This window comes from Asticcacaulis sp. (assembly GCF_035497195.1).
Lineage (GTDB): Bacteria > Pseudomonadota > Alphaproteobacteria > Caulobacterales > Caulobacteraceae > Asticcacaulis.
The window spans coordinates 158,338-174,183 of sequence record NZ_DATJDZ010000004.1 but is presented as its reverse complement, the minus strand read 5'-3'; the positions used below and the strand labels follow the sequence as shown (position 1 = coordinate 174,183).

The following is a 15,846-nucleotide window of genomic DNA, read 5'->3' as shown; positions in this document are numbered from 1 at the left end:
CTCAGCTCTTGGATGGGCGTTCGTCCGTCATTCTCTGCAACAACGGAGAATTTACCGCTGATAAAGCTTATGATACTTTCCCCAAGGGAGATTTATGATGCGACACCGCCTGACCTCCGCTCTTTTGCTGCTGACCTGCCTGACAGTGCCGGCCTATGCTGGCGACAGTGCTTATGTTACGCAGATCGGTGATGTCGTTCGCGCTTCCGGCGGCGGCAGCCGCGCCGGTCTTTCGCAGATGGGCGACCAAAATAGTAGCAGCATCGAACAAGGCACCCCGGGCCAGACGGGGTTTGCCAGCCAGATTGGCGACAATAATCAGGCCGGGATATTTCAGGATGGCGGTGAGAGCGGCAACATAGCCATCCTGCTTCAGTCGGGCGACAGGAACGCAGCCACAATTGATCAGCGGGCGTATGTGACCGGTAATACTGCGATCGTCAGCCAAACGGGCAGCGGCAATGAAATCAGCCTGACGCAGGACGGTGACCAGAACAGCGCCCTGCTGACGCAAATTGGCAACAACAATGCCATCAGCGCGAGCCAGACCGGTGACAATAACAATCTGGTGTACACACAGATTGGCAACAATCTCGCATCCGGAACGGTCAATATGACCGGTAATACAAACATTACCTATACGCAGATCGGCCTTAAATGAACGCCCTGATTGCCGTATTGCTGTTGGCAACCGGCCACGGCACAGACGCGGCGGTTGATCAAATCGGTACGCCGGCGCATCGCGCACTAACGACCGCACCCCAGGTCGGGACACCCGTGCGAACGGTGCCGCCGGCCACCGTGGCGCCCAAAACCAGCGCCGCCAGCCAGCTATCGAATAATCGGCCGTCGGCGGCTGCGCCCCCCTCAGGCTCAACACGCAAACAGGGACGCGATACCTACACCGAGGCCCTGCAAGGCACGGATAATTGTGATCCGCAAAACGGCCAGACTGACGAGGCGTGCAAGCGGGTAATTGAAACCCGGTCGGACGAATTTTCACCGCCGCAGAGCGAGCCGCTGTCCGCCGAACAGAGTTTGATGGTCAGTCAGCAAAAAACGGATAGCGGCCGGGATGTCACCTCCGCGACGCGGCGACTGGCGAACGGCGATATTGACGCTAGCAACGCGGGCCTGGCCGTTTCAGTGCTTGGCACGACCACCTCACCGACCGATGACTCGACCGCGCAAATGGAAAGCAATCCAACAACCGACGCTATTGTCTCGGCCGTCGTCAACATTGTGCAGGGAGCGACCAAATGATGTTCGACACGGCTGCCGTTACGGCCCACCTCGAAATTGTTCAGGCTGCCAAGGGCTTGGCAGTCAATGCCTTTGTCGGGGCGGGCACCCAGCCTGACTTGCGCTGGCGTTTGAATCTGACGTCGAGAAACCCTGGCGGCACCAGCACTGTGACCCAGGGTGGGCTGGTGGAAATAGGTTCTTCCGAGCCGGTTGGGACCGTGACGGTGACAGCGAACAGTCAGGGCAGGGTAACCCTGGTCGTTCTGGACGGCGACCAGGAGGTAGCACGCGATGAGGTTAACTTCGGTGCGGACACCAAAACGACGCGATGAACCCATGAGTAACGGCTTAATAGGGTTAAAGCGGACCAGCGGAGACACGCTGCGAATGAGCAACAGCGACCTGCGTCGCGTTGGCCGCGCCATGTTCGATAATTTGGAGATCATCTGGAACTATGATTCAACATCCGTGTTGAACCGGCTCAAAATTCCACTGCTTTGGACGATCGCCGAAAAAGATCGCGAAGCGCCAATAAATGAGACGGTGCCTTCGTTGAGGGGATTCCAAAAACAAGGAAAGCCGTTCGACGTTTATATATTCCCGGACACCGACCACTGTTGGTATGAGTTCGTTCTCGGAGAATCTTCATTGTATAAGTTGTAAAAATCATAATCTCAGATTGCACGCTCCTCCCGCATAGTGCAATAATTGCGTTGCTACGCGTTTTACGCGAATGGGTGGGAGGGGGAAATGTCCGTTCAAGACAAAGCAATGATCATCATCGCCGTGTCTAAATATGGCGGCGCCTATGCAAACCTTCCTGGTACATTAGAATGCGCTCAGCGTCTGGAAGAGTGGGCAATAGTTCATGACGAGTTCCGAAACTATGTTGTCCTATCAATCACAGATAAGGCCAAACCTGTCACCCCTGAGCGGCTGAAAGAAGAGATTACTGAGTTTCTTCAAGAAAATGCGGGGATCGACCGTCTTGTCATCTATTTTGCAGGTCATGGTCTAGTCCGGTCAACGGCAGATGAATACTGGCTGTTGTCGGGCGCGCCCGATCCTGACGCAGGCGTTGACGTGTCGGCATTTCAACGCCGTCTCATGAAAATCGGCCTCGGCCAGTTAAACAACGAATTGGATGCTGGCCAGTTGATTGTAATCAGCGACTGCTGCCGGAACACCGGCAAAGATGGTATCGAATTCCGCGGCAGCGCCATAATTGACAATCCGTCTGGTCAAGTCAAAAAAGTTCGACTGGATAGGTTCGCGTCCACAGAACTTGGTGACTATTCCTTTCACATAAAACGTGACAACGGCAGCTATACCTGCCTTTTTTCTGATGCTCTTATCGAAGCTTTGTCGGGCAATTTTGCTCAGGCCTTTGCAACGTCTGACCATCAATACTGCCCCGCAGTTGTCAACTACAGCCTCACCAGGTTTCTGGAAAAAGAAGTACCGGAGCGATCAAAAAGGGCGGGGCAAGAAGGAAGGCCGGATATTGTTGCAGCCATATTTCCACCCGATAATGTGTACTTTAAGGGCGCAATTCCTCCCACCGTCCCCCTCATAGTTTCTCCGCTCGGATTGGAACAGCAACAGCAACAGCAACAGCAACAGCAACAGCAACAGCAGCAACAGCAACAGCAACAGCAACAGCAGCAACAGCAACAGCAACAGCAGCAGCAGCAGCAGCAGCAGGAGGAGGAGGCTGGAACGCCAGCGGAATACCGCACGACAGAGCAGATACGGCAGGATGCGCTCAATAATGATCGCGAGCTGCGTGCAGTTGCACGGCACATATACGAACGTGAAGGAGATAAAAGGGGTGACTTAAGCTTTGAGGGCCGGCCATATTTCAGACGTCGGCGGATCGGACTGCCCGATTTTCTGCTCGACTACGAGATCAGCAAGATTGGGCACCCGCAAGGGTCACGCATCGCAATTGATAGGAAAGACCGTTATACACGAATACGCGCAGTCAAACTGTTTAGCGCACCAATAGCAGTCCCGTGGGGCGATAAATGGCTTCTGATGCCTGAATACCCGAGCACTATCGCGGTAAGTCTTTTAAGAGACCAGGGTCAGATCTCGCTACTGAAAGACGGACAGTGGACCACCTTTTTCAACGGCAGCGAAGGCGAGATTCCACCTCTACGCCTATCAGATGTGACCTCACTTGCGGACGCTGAACGGATTGGGAAAGAAGAAAACTTCCAACAGGCTGTCGCTGCGGGATACCTATACGAATTCGCTGGCGACTCGGACAATATCTCCCGAACGGCTCACTACATGCGTCAAGGGGTCGGTATAGTGCCGTTCGACTTAGGACTTCTATGCGCAACCAAGCTCTGGTGGGACATAGATAAGGCGGGCCGGGTGCTTGCTTATTGCAATTTGCCAGCGGTATCCCCGGCCAAAGAAATGGATAGGTTCGCCTCGCGCCCATACTACACACGCACGCCTTTTGAAGCAGCAGAAACTGTCAGGTTATGGGGCCTCGTCCCGATGCACAGCCAAGGCTGGAAATTTTTGCAGGATGCTAACGAATTATCCCTTCCCCGCGAGATCAGGCAACTCGCAGAAACCATTCAGGGCAGATCGGCCACCATGCTTACACAAGCTGAAATGAACCTATTTGCCGAGTTCTTCCGCTACACCTTTACATCGCTTGAACCAGAAGCCGAGTCCTCCATGGCGTCTGGGCAATACTGAGACTTTTCACCTTTAAACAAACCGGGGTTTAGAATGACAAAAGTTCTGTTGATTCATGGCATTAATAATGAGGACAATTCTGCGAAAAATATCCTGGACACATGGGTGAAAGCCCTAACGGCAGGTGTGGCTGCCGCAGGCAAATCCATGCCGAAGGATGTGAGCTTCAAGGCTGCATTTTACGGGGAAACATTAGCTGTTGAGACGGCTTCCTGGGGCGATACACAGGAAAGTACGACAACGATGGGCGCCGATTCACCCGACAAGGATTATGCCGATCCTGAACTTGCTGCCCTATATCGTGAATTTCAAGAAAAATATAATATTCCGGACTCGGCAGTCATTGATCATCTCGACGACGGTGACGAAGTTGCCGCCGTCAATACGATGGCGAAGGGCATCCATAAGCAATGGCTGAAGGCAATTGCACGAGCTTTGGAAGCCGTGCTGCCAACACGCGGGAAGTATATCGCCCAGGTTTTCCTCAAACAAGCATCCGCTTACCTTAGGAAGCCGGGGCTTAAGGAAAAGATCGACGGCATGGTCTATGATCAGGTTTTCAAAGGCCTTGCTGCAGACGAAAAAGTAATCGTAATCAGCCACTCATTGGGCACGATTGTCGCCTACGACATCCTGCGTATGCACCGGCAAGATTTGTCCGCGAAGCTACTTCTGACTGCCGGTTCGCCCCTGGGCATCGAAATCGTCAAGAAGCGCTTAGGTCCGCCGCTTATTTGCCTCAAGAATGCGCCAACCTGGATCAACGCGTCTGATCCAAATGATTTCGTAGCGCTAAAACCGGAACTGACCGCTCAAAATTTCGGCTGCGAGAAAATCGACAATATCGCTGGCTTGAATAACGGCGAAGAAGACGCGCATAGTATCGAAAAATACCTCGCGCAACGGCGCGTGGGCCAGGCGTTCATTGATGCCTATCTGGCTCCCTAAGCTCGTGGGCTCAGACACTTGAGAATGCCCGTGAAGGCAAGAGCGGCTGGCCACTTCAGGCGACGTTGCCCCAACAATTTGATCCGGCAGAACTGATGCGGGGTCATCCATGCACTATGAGCGGAAATATCCCTTTGGCGGATTGCCGCCATTCCCATCACAATAGAAATAGCCATGGCGCTGCCGACGAGCAGCCGGATAAAATAGAGCGCGATGCCGTCACCTGGCGGGTTCGGATAGAACTGCGTCATCCACAGCCCGGTCAGGGCCGATGAAAGACCTGTCGCAACGAGGAGCCAACGGGATGAGCCACTCTCGGCTAGCCGAGACAGATGGGTTTGACGACGTCACGATGATTCTCCGGTATCGATCCATGGCTTGTTGACGGGAAAAGTTGCTCAAATTGCTAGTATCGAAAGATCGAGCCGACATAGGCGTAGGCGCCGGTGGGGAACTGGGCACGCTTGAGCACATCGCCCACGTCGAAGTGCTCATAATTGACTGTAAGAGTCAGCCTTTCGTTGACCGAATAGATCCCGACGACGCGAAGCAGGCCGCCAATTTCCGAGCCATGCACGTGCTGCGTGCCCGTGTAGGCACGCATCCAGCCGGCGTAGGCGGCATCGCCATCGTTAAGCCGGCGCGCAAACCCGTATTCTGCCGAGATGCTGAAGGACTTTGATGGCGAGACAGCAATGCCGGGCGCGATCATCAGGAGGTTTGTGAGACTGAGGAACCGGCCTTCACCCAGATAGTTGGAACTGGCGTACAGCGGATTGAACCCCTTCAGATCGCCGGCGCCATTGCCGCCGCCCGAGGCCACGTCAATATGCGCTGTCAGGCGCGGCTTCCAACCCTTGCTGGACAATGAATGGCTTTGCACGGCAAACAAACCCCAAGCGTCGATCTGACGTCCCATATACTCGCCGGTCTGGCGAGCCAGCGTCCAGTCGAACCGGAGATCCCCACGCCGGCCCCAGAGGCGTGCCCCATAGGTGTCCCGAGTGTCTATGCCCGTGTGTCCACCTGAGCTAAACGCCGGAGTCGTGGTATGAAGCCAGAACGGGTCCAAATAGGTATTGGGCTCTTTGCCGGAAGAAACGATGAAGCTCGCATTGAGACCGTAAAGGCGTTCGGCGTGACTTGGTTTTTCGTCGAATGACCCGCTCCCAAGCTGGGTTGCCCTTAAGTCAAATGCACCCAGGCGAAACTTGTGGCCATGAACATACAGGCGCACGCCATTCCAGGTGCGGCGAATGTTTGGACCATCGCTCAGGCTGATCAGTTGTCTGGGCCCGTCGGCGAATTCCTGACGCCCGATCATCAATCCCGTTACACTTCCCGCAAAATGGCCTCGAACATCGATAAACGCCTGCTGAAGCGAGGCGTCGTTCTGGAAGTTGGCGGAGGCAGTGCCTTTACGACCCGCGCGCTGTCCCGTAGCGATTTCACTGTAGAGTCTGAGATTGGGATTAAGTCGCCAGTCCGCACCGACAACCATGCGCAATAGGCCCTGATCGTAGTCGTTGCGCGGAATGAGTTGCGCATTGGCATAAACGTCATAGCGCAAGCGGGCTTCGGCGTTGAGGGTCAATGACGCACTGGCCCCAAGTGGGATGGCCTTGAAAACGGGGGCCTTGCCCTCCGTACGCATGCCCGTCCAGTCCTCGGCCCAACGGCTGAATTGCAGCCCATTCCCGGCCTCTGGACCCCATCCGGCTGCATTGAGAGGATATGGCTCGACCGGTGTTGGCAGATCCTTGCCTGGAACCTCGGTTCCCTCACACTTGGAATTTGCGGCTTTGGCGACCGCTTCAGACGTTACCAGACCGGTCCAGACCAGCGCAGTCGCGAGGCTCGCCCTGGCGGCCCAACCCCTGGGAAACATCATTTTAGCCCCCCACCTTCGGATTGGATTCGACATGGCCGCGTGAAGCCTTGAGTCCTGCCACGGCTAGTGCACCGACGATCAGAATTCCGGCGACCACAAAGGTAATCCGCATGCCGGCGACGATAGCCTTCGGGTCTGCTGTCGATACGTCGGTCGTCGCTGAGGCAAGCGAGAATACCGCCCCCATGAAGGATGCCCCGGTTATCAGGCCGAGATTGCGTGAAAGGCTGAGCATGCCTGAGATGACGCCACGTTGGTCAGGACCGATGTTCGCCATGATCGCCGTGTTGTTGGCTGCCTGGAACAGCGCATATCCGGAAGTGACCATGGCAATAGGCAGGATATAGCCGGGGATACCGAAGCTGGCCGGGATCATCGAAAGCGAAAAACATCCGGCGATCATGCCGGTCAGGCCGACGAGAGTCATGGCCCGGGTGCCGAAACGGTCGACAAGCCGTCCGGCAGGCACTCCGGTTAATGCCGACACCAGGGGGCCGACCGAAAGCACCAAACCGACAAGGGCTGGCGGAAGTGCAAGTCCATGCGAAAGATAGAACGGTCCAACCACCAGGGTCGCCATAACGACAGTCGTTACAAGCGTGCTCATGGCAAGGCTTGCTGTCAAGCCGGGCAGCCGGAACATCTCCAGACGGATGAGCGGAGATGAGGAAATCTTTTGCGACAGCCAAAACAGACCTGCATTGACGGCGGCAGTTGCCAACAGGACGGCGTTAAATGAACCGGGGTGACCATGCCCAGATGTCATGGCAAGTGCATAGGCCGAAAGCGTCAGGGCTAGCAGCGCGGTGCCGGCCACATCAAACTTGACCCGACCCGCAGTCGCCTTTCCATTGTCGGCAGGCAAGTAGCGCCAGGCGAGATACAGATTCAGAAGGCCGATTGGCACATTGACGAGAAAGATGACCGGCCAGCCGAGACCGGCAATAAGCATGCCGCCGAGCGATGGTCCCAGGGTTGTACCGATTGCCGACATGGTGCCCAACAATCCCATGGCGCTGCCGATCCTTGCCTTCGGCACCGTCTCCCCGACCATGGCGACGGTAAGCGCCATCATCGCGGCGGCGCCAAGACCCTGGGCTGCCCGCGCAGCCAACAGCCACCACAGGGATGACGCGACGCCACAAAGCAGGGACGCGATGGTGAACAACGCAATGCCGCCTAGGAACATCCGTTTACGGCCAATTATGTCCCCCAAACGCCCAACGCTGACGATCAGGGCTGTGATGGCGAGGAGGTAGGCCAGCACGATCCATTGGACAGACTGGAACGAGGCGCTGAAGGCGTGGGCGAGGGTAGGAAGACCGGCATTGGCGATGCTGGTGTCGAGCGAAGGCATTAGCATCGACAAGGACAAGGCCGCGAGTGCCCAGCGCATCGACGGTAGAGCCTTCTTATTTCCGACAAGCGTCGGATCGCCGTCCTGATTGATGTAAGCCATGTCGAGCTCCAACGACTGTAGAACCTCCTATGGGTCCAGCGATAGAGCTACCTCTATCGTCAACATGGCGGAAGGCGCACCATCTGCACTTTATTGATGCGTCTGGCGCAGTATTCCAACAAAACCGTGGTATACAGCTTCCATGAGCCAGCCCGATCTGAACCTACTTTTGACATTGGACGTCCTGCTCACTGAAGGTAGTGTCGCGAAAGCCGCCCGCCGGCTGAGGCTTAGCCCTTCAGCAATGAGCCGTGCCCTATCTAGGTTGCGCGAAACGACAGGTGATCCCTTGTTGGTTAGGGCAGGCCGAGGCCTCGTGCCCACGCCCAGGGCGCAGGAACTGCGAGAACGGGTTGCTCAAGTTGTCCAGGAAGCTCAGGCGGTTTTGCGCCCTGCTGAAGTGCTGGATCTCAAAAACCTTGTTCGGACCTTCACCTTGCGGACCAGCGAAGGTTTCGCGGAGAGCTTTGGACCCGAACTGATCGACCGGGTCGCCCACCAGGCCCCGGGCGTTCGTCTTCGTTTCGTTCAGAAGCCTGATAAGGACAGTGCGCCACTGCGCCAAGGCACCGTCGATTTGGAAACGGCGGTTGTAGACAGCGCCATCGGACCGGAGGTGCGCATGCAGTTCCTCTTCCGCGACCGGTACGTTGGCGTCGTGCGCCAGACACATGCTCTGAACCATGGGGAGATCACTGCCGCGCGTTATGCAGCCGGGCGGCACATTATTGTGTCTCGACCTGGCTTGGACAAGGGACCGATCGACGAAGCCCTGGCGACTCGAGGGATAGAAAGACAGGTCGTCACGATTGTCAGTGGCTTCGCCACCGCGGTCGCCCTGGCTCGTGGCTCTAATTTGATCGCCAGCGTTCCCGAGCGGCATACTGAAGGGTTGCGCTCCGGAATGTTCAGCTTTCCGCTTCCGGTCGTTCTACCCGAGATCACGATTTCACTTCTATGGCACCCGAGAATGGATGCAGATCCCGCGCATCGTTGGATGCGTAAAATTGTCACGGAAGTGTGTAAGTCGTGAAACGGCAGCTCAGCGCCCTTAGCGGAAATGGAACCGGTGCGGTGGGGGTTTGCTGAGCAAGAGCCGAAAGCGGAAGTTGAAGTATCCACCTAAACTATCGGATTGCCTAACGCTACAACGGCTGATCGGGAGCAAGGCGAGCGCGTTACGCGAGATCGGAAAGGTTTCGAACGCTAAACGAATTGTGTCGCAATTTATTACAACGAGAGGCAATCAGCAATTTGGATTGCAATTTTCCGCAGCCTAGACGGGTTTCCTCGCCAGCAAAACTCTTGCACGTTGCAATTTTCCATGCATGGTACAGGTGCGCGAATACCGCGCCAAGCATGGAGAAACCTCTTGAGAGTAGAAACTCACACCAAACCCCTAGCAATGTTAAGGAAATTTGGAGCGGCCGCGATTTTTGCAGCTTCATCACTTGCCTATGCCAATACCGCCGCGGCAGCAGGCGGGTATGGCGGCCAAGGATACTACTTCGCCAATTGTGGCACGTTTTACAATGACTGCATGTCAGCAGCCCAAGAAGGCCCCGTGGCGCGCCGCGTCGCTGGATTAATTACCTCGGCTGAAGCGTATGCCGAGATTTCGGTCAATCAAAGTGCCTGCATGTCGGCAATGAGTAGTTGCCAAAGTAGCCCGGCGAGTTCACCGCAGTCGCCAAGCGGTTTCGTATTCACCTTCAGGGCAATATTCCCGTACTAGTCACATGGCGAGGGCGGCCTCTTCGTGCCTTTCAGCACATTTAGAGGCCGCATCTCGGAACGTCGCCAGCCGACTGATTGGCACTCAGCGCTGAGATGGATATATCTCTGATCGAAATATTTGGTGCTGGCATCCCCAGCTCCTTGGGCACATATTCGAATCAGCTCATGCGTTTCCCATGACGAGCAAAAAGTTGTTCCAGCAAAGCATTTCCCTATCGTTGTTACTTTTCGCGGTGGGAAGCGGCCACGTCCAGGCGGCCACTCCTTTGCTTTTGGTTGCAGATCAAATCGGCGCTCAAGACATTACTGACAGATCGGTCGAGCAACCTAGTGCTGACGACGGCCTGAAATCCGATGAAAGCCGAAATGACAAGACAGTAGTTGTTCGAGGCAAGCGACCGACAAACAAGATTGATCGCCAGGTATATGAAGTCGATAAAAAGGCTGCAGACAGAGGCGAATCCGCTGCCGGTGCTCTGAGTAAGGTGCCAGGGGTCACAGTTACCCCAACTGGGAATGTTAGTCTGCGCGGCAATGCGGTGGAGATTTATATTAATAACAAGCCTTCGCCTATTATGTCTGGAGATAACCGCAGCGCCGCTCTGCGAGCAATGCCGTCCAGCGCAATTTCCTCTATCGAAGTTATTTCAAATCCCGGCGCTCAATTTGAATCAGGCAGCGCAGGAAGCATAATCAACATTGTCACCCGCAAAGCCATAGTTCCAGGGATGTTGGGGAATATCACCGGACAACTCAATTCAAATAAGGGCTACAGCGCGAGCACATTTATTCAGAACAGCAAAAAAAATGTGTCGACGACTTTCTTTGGAAATTTGGCTTCGACACCCGGTCAAAGCCGGTCAGGCTTCACCACGTCACCAGGGCAGCTGCAACCCGGCACGTCAACAAATAGTGAAGGACTCTCTGAGACGCGCGGCCTTATCGCCTCAATGAATTTAACCGTCGACGTGAATTTGGGCGAGCGCGATGCGCTTGCTGTGCAGGCTAGTGCAATGCACGCGCTAACTAAAACACGAAGTGAAGGTGTCTCTGGAATATACGATGCCGACACTATGCTGTCCAAAAATTACGCTCGTTTTGACGAGGGCCGATATATCATCGAGAATAACAGCTTCGGCCTCACCTGGACGCGCTTTGGGAGCAATATCGGAGACAATTTGAAGGCCGACGCGAAGATCACACGCAAGGTGTCAGTGATCTCCACTGATAGTGACCTTATTTTCGATCCCAGCCTTATTTCTGTTGCAGACGTTCCGAGTCAGCTGTCAAATTGGTCGCGATCGCGCCAAACCTCAGGAATACTTAGCGTTGACTACACGACGACTGTAGGTAACGATCAAGTCACTACCGGTTTGCAAGTCACGGCTGACACTTCAAAGGAGCCAAATCTGGCGCTGGCGCCCTCAACTAACGGCGGCATACCAGTGGTCAACCCACGTCTTTCGAATTCATTCGAATATACGCAAATGCTTCTCGGAAGCTACGTGACCTACCAAAAGGCTGTCGGCGAGCACTGGGTTGTTTTGGCAGGCGTTCGCGCTGAGACCTTCAATTTTAACGGGCGCAACGGCGACAATAAGCCAGGAGTGAAATCCAATTATACCAATGTCAGTCCTAGTATCTTCGCTACCTACGTCATCTCGGATGCGACGAAAGTCCGGTTGAACTACGTCCGCCGATTCGTCCGCCCCACGCCGAGGGATTTCAACCCATCGGTTGTGTACATCGATTCACAATCGGTTCGAGCTGGCAATTCATCTCTGAAGCCTCAAGAAACGGATTCTTTTGAAGCGTCTTTTGAGCATTCAAGAATCGGCAAGTCATATGCGATGCGCGCATATCATCTCGATAATCGGAATTTGATCACCCCGATTACTCGCGTTGTCCCCGACCTGCAAGGCACGGGGGGAAACATCTTACAAGTTTCGCGAGAAAATTCAGGGGGCAGCCGTCAAACCGGATTGCAACTGACCTATAGCGGCCAATTTGCAAACAAATGGTATTTGAATCTCAACACCAATATTTACTCGATGGGGATCGATGTGCCCTCACGGTCAGTGAAACAAGCGCTGATAACGAACTCCAGCCAGATCGGCGTCTCGTATATTGCCCAAAATCAGGACTCGCTGTCTTTAAACTTTAGCATTCAAGGCAGACAAATCACAGGCGACGGTTATATCGAGGGCTACGCTACAAATTCCATGTCCTACACTCACAACATTAGTAAAACGCTGAATTTGAACATTACAGTGGAGAACGCTTTCAAAACCGCAAAGTTGCGGATAGTGCGAGACAGTCCGGACGTGAAAGCCCAAAGTTGGTCCACCCTGCAAAGGCCAACGCTTTATGTCTCACTATCGCGACGCTTCGGCACCGGCATCTTTAAACCATAATAAAAATGAAGGATCGTCCCAAATGAAGAAGGGCGTAGAACATCTCGGAATGACGCCAATAAACCTTGAAACGCTTTCCGTTTATGAACGAGCTATGGGAACAGGCAGGAAATGTCGGCTTTTCGCCTCGGCTGAACCCACCACTTTGACCGCTTCGGGCCAACTGCGGTAGTTGGCCGTACAACCTCTATTGATCATCCAGAAGATCATGACCTCAGTTGGTCACTGGCGCTTCCATTGACAAACTTTCCGAAAAACGGTGTAATTTGCGCTGATAACCGCTCACAGGCATTTCTCAGGTGCGAGATCTGCTCTAAGGGTAATTTGCGGCCTGCTACAGTAATCCCGCGATTTCTCAGGACTGTAACCGGGACACCACACGAGTCTTGGGGGCCAAATTGGGGGCTCCGAAAAATCCAAACTTTGCAAACGGAATTGAATTCAATAGGTTATTTCTCGAATTCGAGTCACCTAAGCGCACCATTTTCTTAGAAGCTACTCCTCCTCAAATTTCGCCACATCATCGAACAAGCCCTTCACCGCCGCGTCGATGATCTGCTGGCCCTGTTCGATCGTCGCCAGTGACGAATCCGAACCGATGCGGCCATCGGGGAAGCGGGCGCGGTAGTCGAGCGCGTCACGTATTGGGCCGCTGGGCGCGATCTGTGGTTCCATCGCCGCCGATTTCACAAAGTCCGGATAGGCGGCGAAGGTGACGGCGATTTCCGACGGGGTGGCGTGGCTGCCGTGGCCGGTCGGGTACAGCCGGGCGCACAGGCGTGAAATGCCCGGCAGGTCCCACCAGTTGCGTAGTTTCAGGATGAACGGACACGGATTGCCGGAATAGGAATAGGACGCATAGATCTGCGAGAAGGTGGCCTCGATAGTGGCGACATTGCCGCCGTGGCCATTGAGAAAATAGATGCGGTCAAAGCCATGCCGCGCCAGCGAATCCACCCAGTCCTCGATGGCCGACATGAAGGTGGTGGGGCGCAGGGAAATGGTGCCGGAAAAACCGAGGTGATGCTGCGCCATGCCGATATTGAAGGTGGGGGCGATCAGCAGGTCGCCGGCCTTTTCGGCGGCATGGGTGATGATTTCCGGGCACAGCCAGTCGGTGCCGAGCAGGCCCATTGGGCCATGCTGCTCATTCGAGCCGATGGGAATGATGACCGTGCGCGAGGATTTCAGGCGTTCGTCGATCTCTTTCCAGGTGGACATATGCAGCAGCATGGGAAACTCCGTCGTCTCATTTGTAATGACCATACGCGTTGGGAGCGCTTCAGGGCAACCATGCTGTCGCAATCTGCATCGCTATCGGGCCAATGAGCGGCGCGCGATGGTTTTTTCGCATTGGTCATATAGACTCTCGAATCCGTGCGCCGTAAGGTCGGGCCAACCAAAAAATGCCTTGCAGACGACCCAGGAAATACCCAGATGTCCGATACCTTTTTCCGCGTGCCCGCTGATTTCATCCGCCCGAAGACCCTGACCGCCGATGGCCTGGCGGCGCAGCACAAACTGTTCGACACCGACCCGGACGCGCACTGGCGTACGCTCGGTGACGCGCTCCACTGGATGCAGCCCTACAGCCAGGTCAAGGACGTGTCGTTCAACCGCGAGGACTTCCGTATCCGCTGGTTTTATGATGGCGTGCTCAATGTCTCGGTGAACTGTATCGACCGTCATCTGGCGACGCGCGGCGATCAAGTGGCGCTGATTTTCGAAGGCGATGATCCGTCGGTGTCATATTCGGTCACCTATAATCAGCTCTCGAAAGAGGTCAACAAACGTGCCAACCTGCTGAAAAAGTACGGTGTGAAAAAGGGCGATCGCGTCACGCTCTACCTGCCGATGGTGCCGGAAGCGGCCTATTTCATGCTGGCCTGTTCGCGCATCGGCGCCGTGCATAATATCGTCTTTGGCGGCTTTTCGCCGGACAGCATCGCCAGCCGGATTCAGGACTGCCAGTCCGATGTAGTCATCACCGCCAATGAGGGTCTGCGCGGCGGCAAGATCATTCCGCTCAAGGCCAATGTCGATCTCGCCTTGCTGCAATGCCCCAATGTGCAGACCGTGCTGGTGGTCGAGCACACCAAGGCGCATTACCTGACGCATGGCGGGCGCGATGTCAGCGTGCCGGAAGCGCTGGAAGGCATGTCTGATGACTGCGCGCCGGAGCCGATGAACGCCGAAGATCCGCTGTTCATCCTCTATACCTCCGGCTCGACCGGCAAGCCCAAGGGCGTGCTGCATACCACCGGCGGCTATCTCGCCTGGGCGGCCTATACCCACAAGACCGCCTTCGATTATCAGGATGGCGACATCTACTGGTGCACCGCCGATATCGGCTGGGTGACGGGCCACTCCTATGTCGTCTATGGCCCGCTGGCCAATGGCGCCACCTCGCTGATGTTCGAGGGCGTGCCGAATTATCCCGATAACAGCCGCTTCTGGCAGGTGGTCGACAAACACAAGGTCAATATCTTCTACACTGCGCCCACCGCCATTCGCGCCCTGATGCGTCATGGCGAAGCGCCGGTGAAGGCCACCTTGCGCACGTCCCTGCGCCTGCTCGGCACGGTGGGTGAGCCGATCAATCCGGAAGCCTGGCTGTGGTATCATCGCGTGGTCGGCGACAGCCGCTGCCCGATCGTCGATACCTGGTGGCAGACAGAGACCGGTGGCCTGATGATCACGCCGGTGCCGGGCGCCACGCCGCTCAAGCCCGGTTCGGCCACCAGGCCGCTGCCGGGTGTCGTGCCGGTTCTGGTCGACGCGGAAGGCCAGGTTCTGGAAGGCGCGGTCGAAGGCAATCTGTGCATCGCCGATAGCTGGCCCGGCCAGATGCGCAGCGTCTATGGCGATCACCAGCGCTTCCTCGACACCTATTTCTCGACCTATCCCGGCAAGTATTTCACCGGTGACGGCTGCCGGCGCGATGAAGACGGCTATTACTGGATCACCGGCCGCGTCGATGACGTGCTGAATGTCTCCGGCCATCGCCTGGGCACGGCCGAAATCGAAAGCGCCCTGGTGGCGCACAGCGCCGTGGCCGAGGCCGCCGTGGTTGGTTTTCCGCACGATATCAAGGGCCAGGGCATCTGGTGCTTTGTGACCTTGACGGCGGGGACTGAGCCGAGCGAAGCGCTGAAAAAAGCCTTGCGCGACCATGTGCGTGGGGATATCGGGCCGCTGGCGTCGCCGGACGTCATCCAGTGGGCGCCCGGCCTGCCGAAGACGCGTTCGGGCAAGATCATGCGCCGTATCCTGCGCAAGATCGCCGAGGGGCAGCCAGACCAGTTGGGCGATATCTCGACCCTGGCCGATCCGTCAGTGGTGGCCGATCTGATCGAAGGCGCCAAAGGGCTGAACTGATTTTTATACGGTAATTTATTGCATATGACCACTTATGGTGGAATAGAAGCCGCAAA

14 protein-coding genes are annotated in these 15,846 nt (G+C 55.7%); 10 read left to right on the top strand and 4 right to left on the bottom strand.

Going from position 1 to position 15,846, the window contains the following annotated elements; genetic code table 11:
* Positions 1 to 94 precede the first annotated feature (94 nt).
* The 6 genes from VL130_RS01565 to VL130_RS01540 all read left to right on the top strand — a co-directional run bounded on the left by VL130_RS01565 (position 95) and on the right by VL130_RS01540 (position 4,911).
* Positions 95 to 661 carry a hypothetical protein gene (locus VL130_RS01565; RefSeq protein ID WP_325360405.1) on the top strand — a complete coding sequence of 189 codons (567 nt, stop codon included), beginning with the start codon at positions 95 to 97 and terminating at the stop codon, positions 659 to 661.
* The gene (locus VL130_RS01560) at positions 658 to 1,263 is read left to right on the top strand and encodes a hypothetical protein (protein ID WP_325360403.1); all 606 of its coding nucleotides are present in this window, start codon (positions 658 to 660) and stop codon (positions 1,261 to 1,263) included. Before VL130_RS01565 ends, VL130_RS01560 begins: the two co-directional genes overlap by 4 nt.
* Positions 1,260 to 1,577 (top strand): curli-like amyloid fiber formation chaperone CsgH, encoded by a 318-nt coding sequence (gene csgH / locus VL130_RS01555; protein ID WP_325360401.1) that lies wholly within the window; start codon positions 1,260 to 1,262, stop codon positions 1,575 to 1,577. The genes VL130_RS01560 and csgH overlap by 4 nt, the downstream gene beginning before the upstream one ends.
* Positions 1,578 to 1,632: 55 nt before the next feature.
* The gene (locus tag VL130_RS01550) at positions 1,633 to 1,908 is read left to right on the top strand and encodes a hypothetical protein (RefSeq protein ID WP_325360399.1); all 276 of its coding nucleotides are present in this window, start codon (positions 1,633 to 1,635) and stop codon (positions 1,906 to 1,908) included.
* Between the two features lie 87 nt (positions 1,909 to 1,995).
* Positions 1,996 to 3,963 (top strand): caspase family protein, encoded by a 1,968-nt coding sequence (locus VL130_RS01545; protein ID WP_325360397.1) that lies wholly within the window; start codon positions 1,996 to 1,998, stop codon positions 3,961 to 3,963.
* Between the two features lie 33 nt (positions 3,964 to 3,996).
* Entirely contained in the window at positions 3,997 to 4,911 is a 915-nt protein-coding gene (locus VL130_RS01540) for a hypothetical protein (RefSeq protein WP_325360395.1), read from the top strand.
* On the opposite strand, the gene VL130_RS01535 is transcribed toward VL130_RS01540, so the two are convergent.
* The 3 genes from VL130_RS01535 to VL130_RS01525 all read right to left on the bottom strand — a co-directional run bounded on the left by VL130_RS01535 (position 4,908) and on the right by VL130_RS01525 (position 8,261).
* Complete coding sequence (locus tag VL130_RS01535; RefSeq protein WP_325360607.1) at positions 4,908 to 5,243, bottom strand: DUF2306 domain-containing protein; 336 nt, start codon at positions 5,241 to 5,243, stop codon at positions 4,908 to 4,910. The genes VL130_RS01540 and VL130_RS01535 overlap by 4 nt on opposite strands.
* 74 nt (positions 5,244 to 5,317) lie before the next feature.
* Complete coding sequence (locus VL130_RS01530; RefSeq protein ID WP_325360393.1) at positions 5,318 to 6,802, bottom strand: alginate export family protein; 1,485 nt, start codon at positions 6,800 to 6,802, stop codon at positions 5,318 to 5,320.
* 1 nt (position 6,803) lies between these two features.
* Complete coding sequence (locus tag VL130_RS01525; RefSeq protein WP_325360391.1) at positions 6,804 to 8,261, bottom strand: MFS transporter; 1,458 nt, start codon at positions 8,259 to 8,261, stop codon at positions 6,804 to 6,806.
* Between the two features lie 142 nt (positions 8,262 to 8,403).
* Here VL130_RS01525 and VL130_RS01520 point away from each other — a divergent pair, with 142 nt between their 5' ends.
* The 3 genes from VL130_RS01520 (at position 8,404) to VL130_RS01510 (ending at position 12,412) form a co-directional block, all read left to right on the top strand.
* On the top strand, positions 8,404 to 9,294 hold the full coding sequence (locus VL130_RS01520; RefSeq protein ID WP_325360389.1) for a LysR family transcriptional regulator: 891 nt from the start codon (positions 8,404 to 8,406) through the stop codon (positions 9,292 to 9,294).
* Positions 9,295 to 9,633: 339 nt separating this feature from the next.
* Entirely contained in the window at positions 9,634 to 9,996 is a 363-nt protein-coding gene (locus VL130_RS01515) for a hypothetical protein (RefSeq protein ID WP_325360387.1), read from the top strand.
* Between the two features lie 178 nt (positions 9,997 to 10,174).
* A complete protein-coding gene (locus VL130_RS01510; RefSeq protein ID WP_325360385.1) occupies positions 10,175 to 12,412 on the top strand; it encodes a TonB-dependent receptor in 2,238 nt (745 codons plus the stop codon).
* A 495-nt stretch (positions 12,413 to 12,907) separates the two neighbouring features.
* On the opposite strand, the gene VL130_RS01505 is transcribed toward VL130_RS01510, so the two are convergent.
* Positions 12,908 to 13,645, bottom strand: coding sequence for a creatininase family protein (locus tag VL130_RS01505; RefSeq protein WP_325360382.1), 738 nt, complete (start codon positions 13,643 to 13,645; stop codon positions 12,908 to 12,910).
* A 204-nt stretch (positions 13,646 to 13,849) separates the two neighbouring features.
* Between VL130_RS01505 and acs the strand changes: the two genes are divergently transcribed.
* A complete protein-coding gene (acs, locus tag VL130_RS01500) occupies positions 13,850 to 15,790 on the top strand; it encodes an acetate--CoA ligase (protein ID WP_325360380.1) in 1,941 nt (646 codons plus the stop codon).
* Positions 15,791 to 15,846 lie beyond the last annotated feature (56 nt).

Excerpts from the sequence above, each read along its gene's own strand:
- VL130_RS01520 (WP_325360389.1), top strand. The coding sequence starts at position 8,404 with ATGAGCCAGCCCGATCTGAACCTACTTTTGACATTGGACGTCCTGCTC.
- VL130_RS01530 (WP_325360393.1), bottom strand. The coding sequence starts at position 6,802 with ATGATGTTTCCCAGGGGTTGGGCCGCCAGGGCGAGCCTCGCGACTGCG.
- VL130_RS01560 (WP_325360403.1), top strand. The coding sequence starts at position 658 with ATGAACGCCCTGATTGCCGTATTGCTGTTGGCAACCGGCCACGGCACA.
- csgH (WP_325360401.1), top strand. The coding sequence starts at position 1,260 with ATGATGTTCGACACGGCTGCCGTTACGGCCCACCTCGAAATTGTTCAG.
- VL130_RS01545 (WP_325360397.1), top strand. The coding sequence starts at position 1,996 with ATGTCCGTTCAAGACAAAGCAATGATCATCATCGCCGTGTCTAAATAT.
- VL130_RS01540 (WP_325360395.1), top strand. The coding sequence starts at position 3,997 with ATGACAAAAGTTCTGTTGATTCATGGCATTAATAATGAGGACAATTCT.
- VL130_RS01550 (WP_325360399.1), top strand. The coding sequence starts at position 1,633 with ATGAGCAACAGCGACCTGCGTCGCGTTGGCCGCGCCATGTTCGATAAT.
- acs (WP_325360380.1), top strand. The coding sequence starts at position 13,850 with ATGTCCGATACCTTTTTCCGCGTGCCCGCTGATTTCATCCGCCCGAAG.
- VL130_RS01510 (WP_325360385.1), top strand. The coding sequence starts at position 10,175 with ATGACGAGCAAAAAGTTGTTCCAGCAAAGCATTTCCCTATCGTTGTTA.
- VL130_RS01565 (WP_325360405.1), top strand. The coding sequence starts at position 95 with ATGATGCGACACCGCCTGACCTCCGCTCTTTTGCTGCTGACCTGCCTG.
- VL130_RS01525 (WP_325360391.1), bottom strand. The coding sequence starts at position 8,261 with ATGGCTTACATCAATCAGGACGGCGATCCGACGCTTGTCGGAAATAAG.
- VL130_RS01505 (WP_325360382.1), bottom strand. The coding sequence starts at position 13,645 with ATGCTGCTGCATATGTCCACCTGGAAAGAGATCGACGAACGCCTGAAA.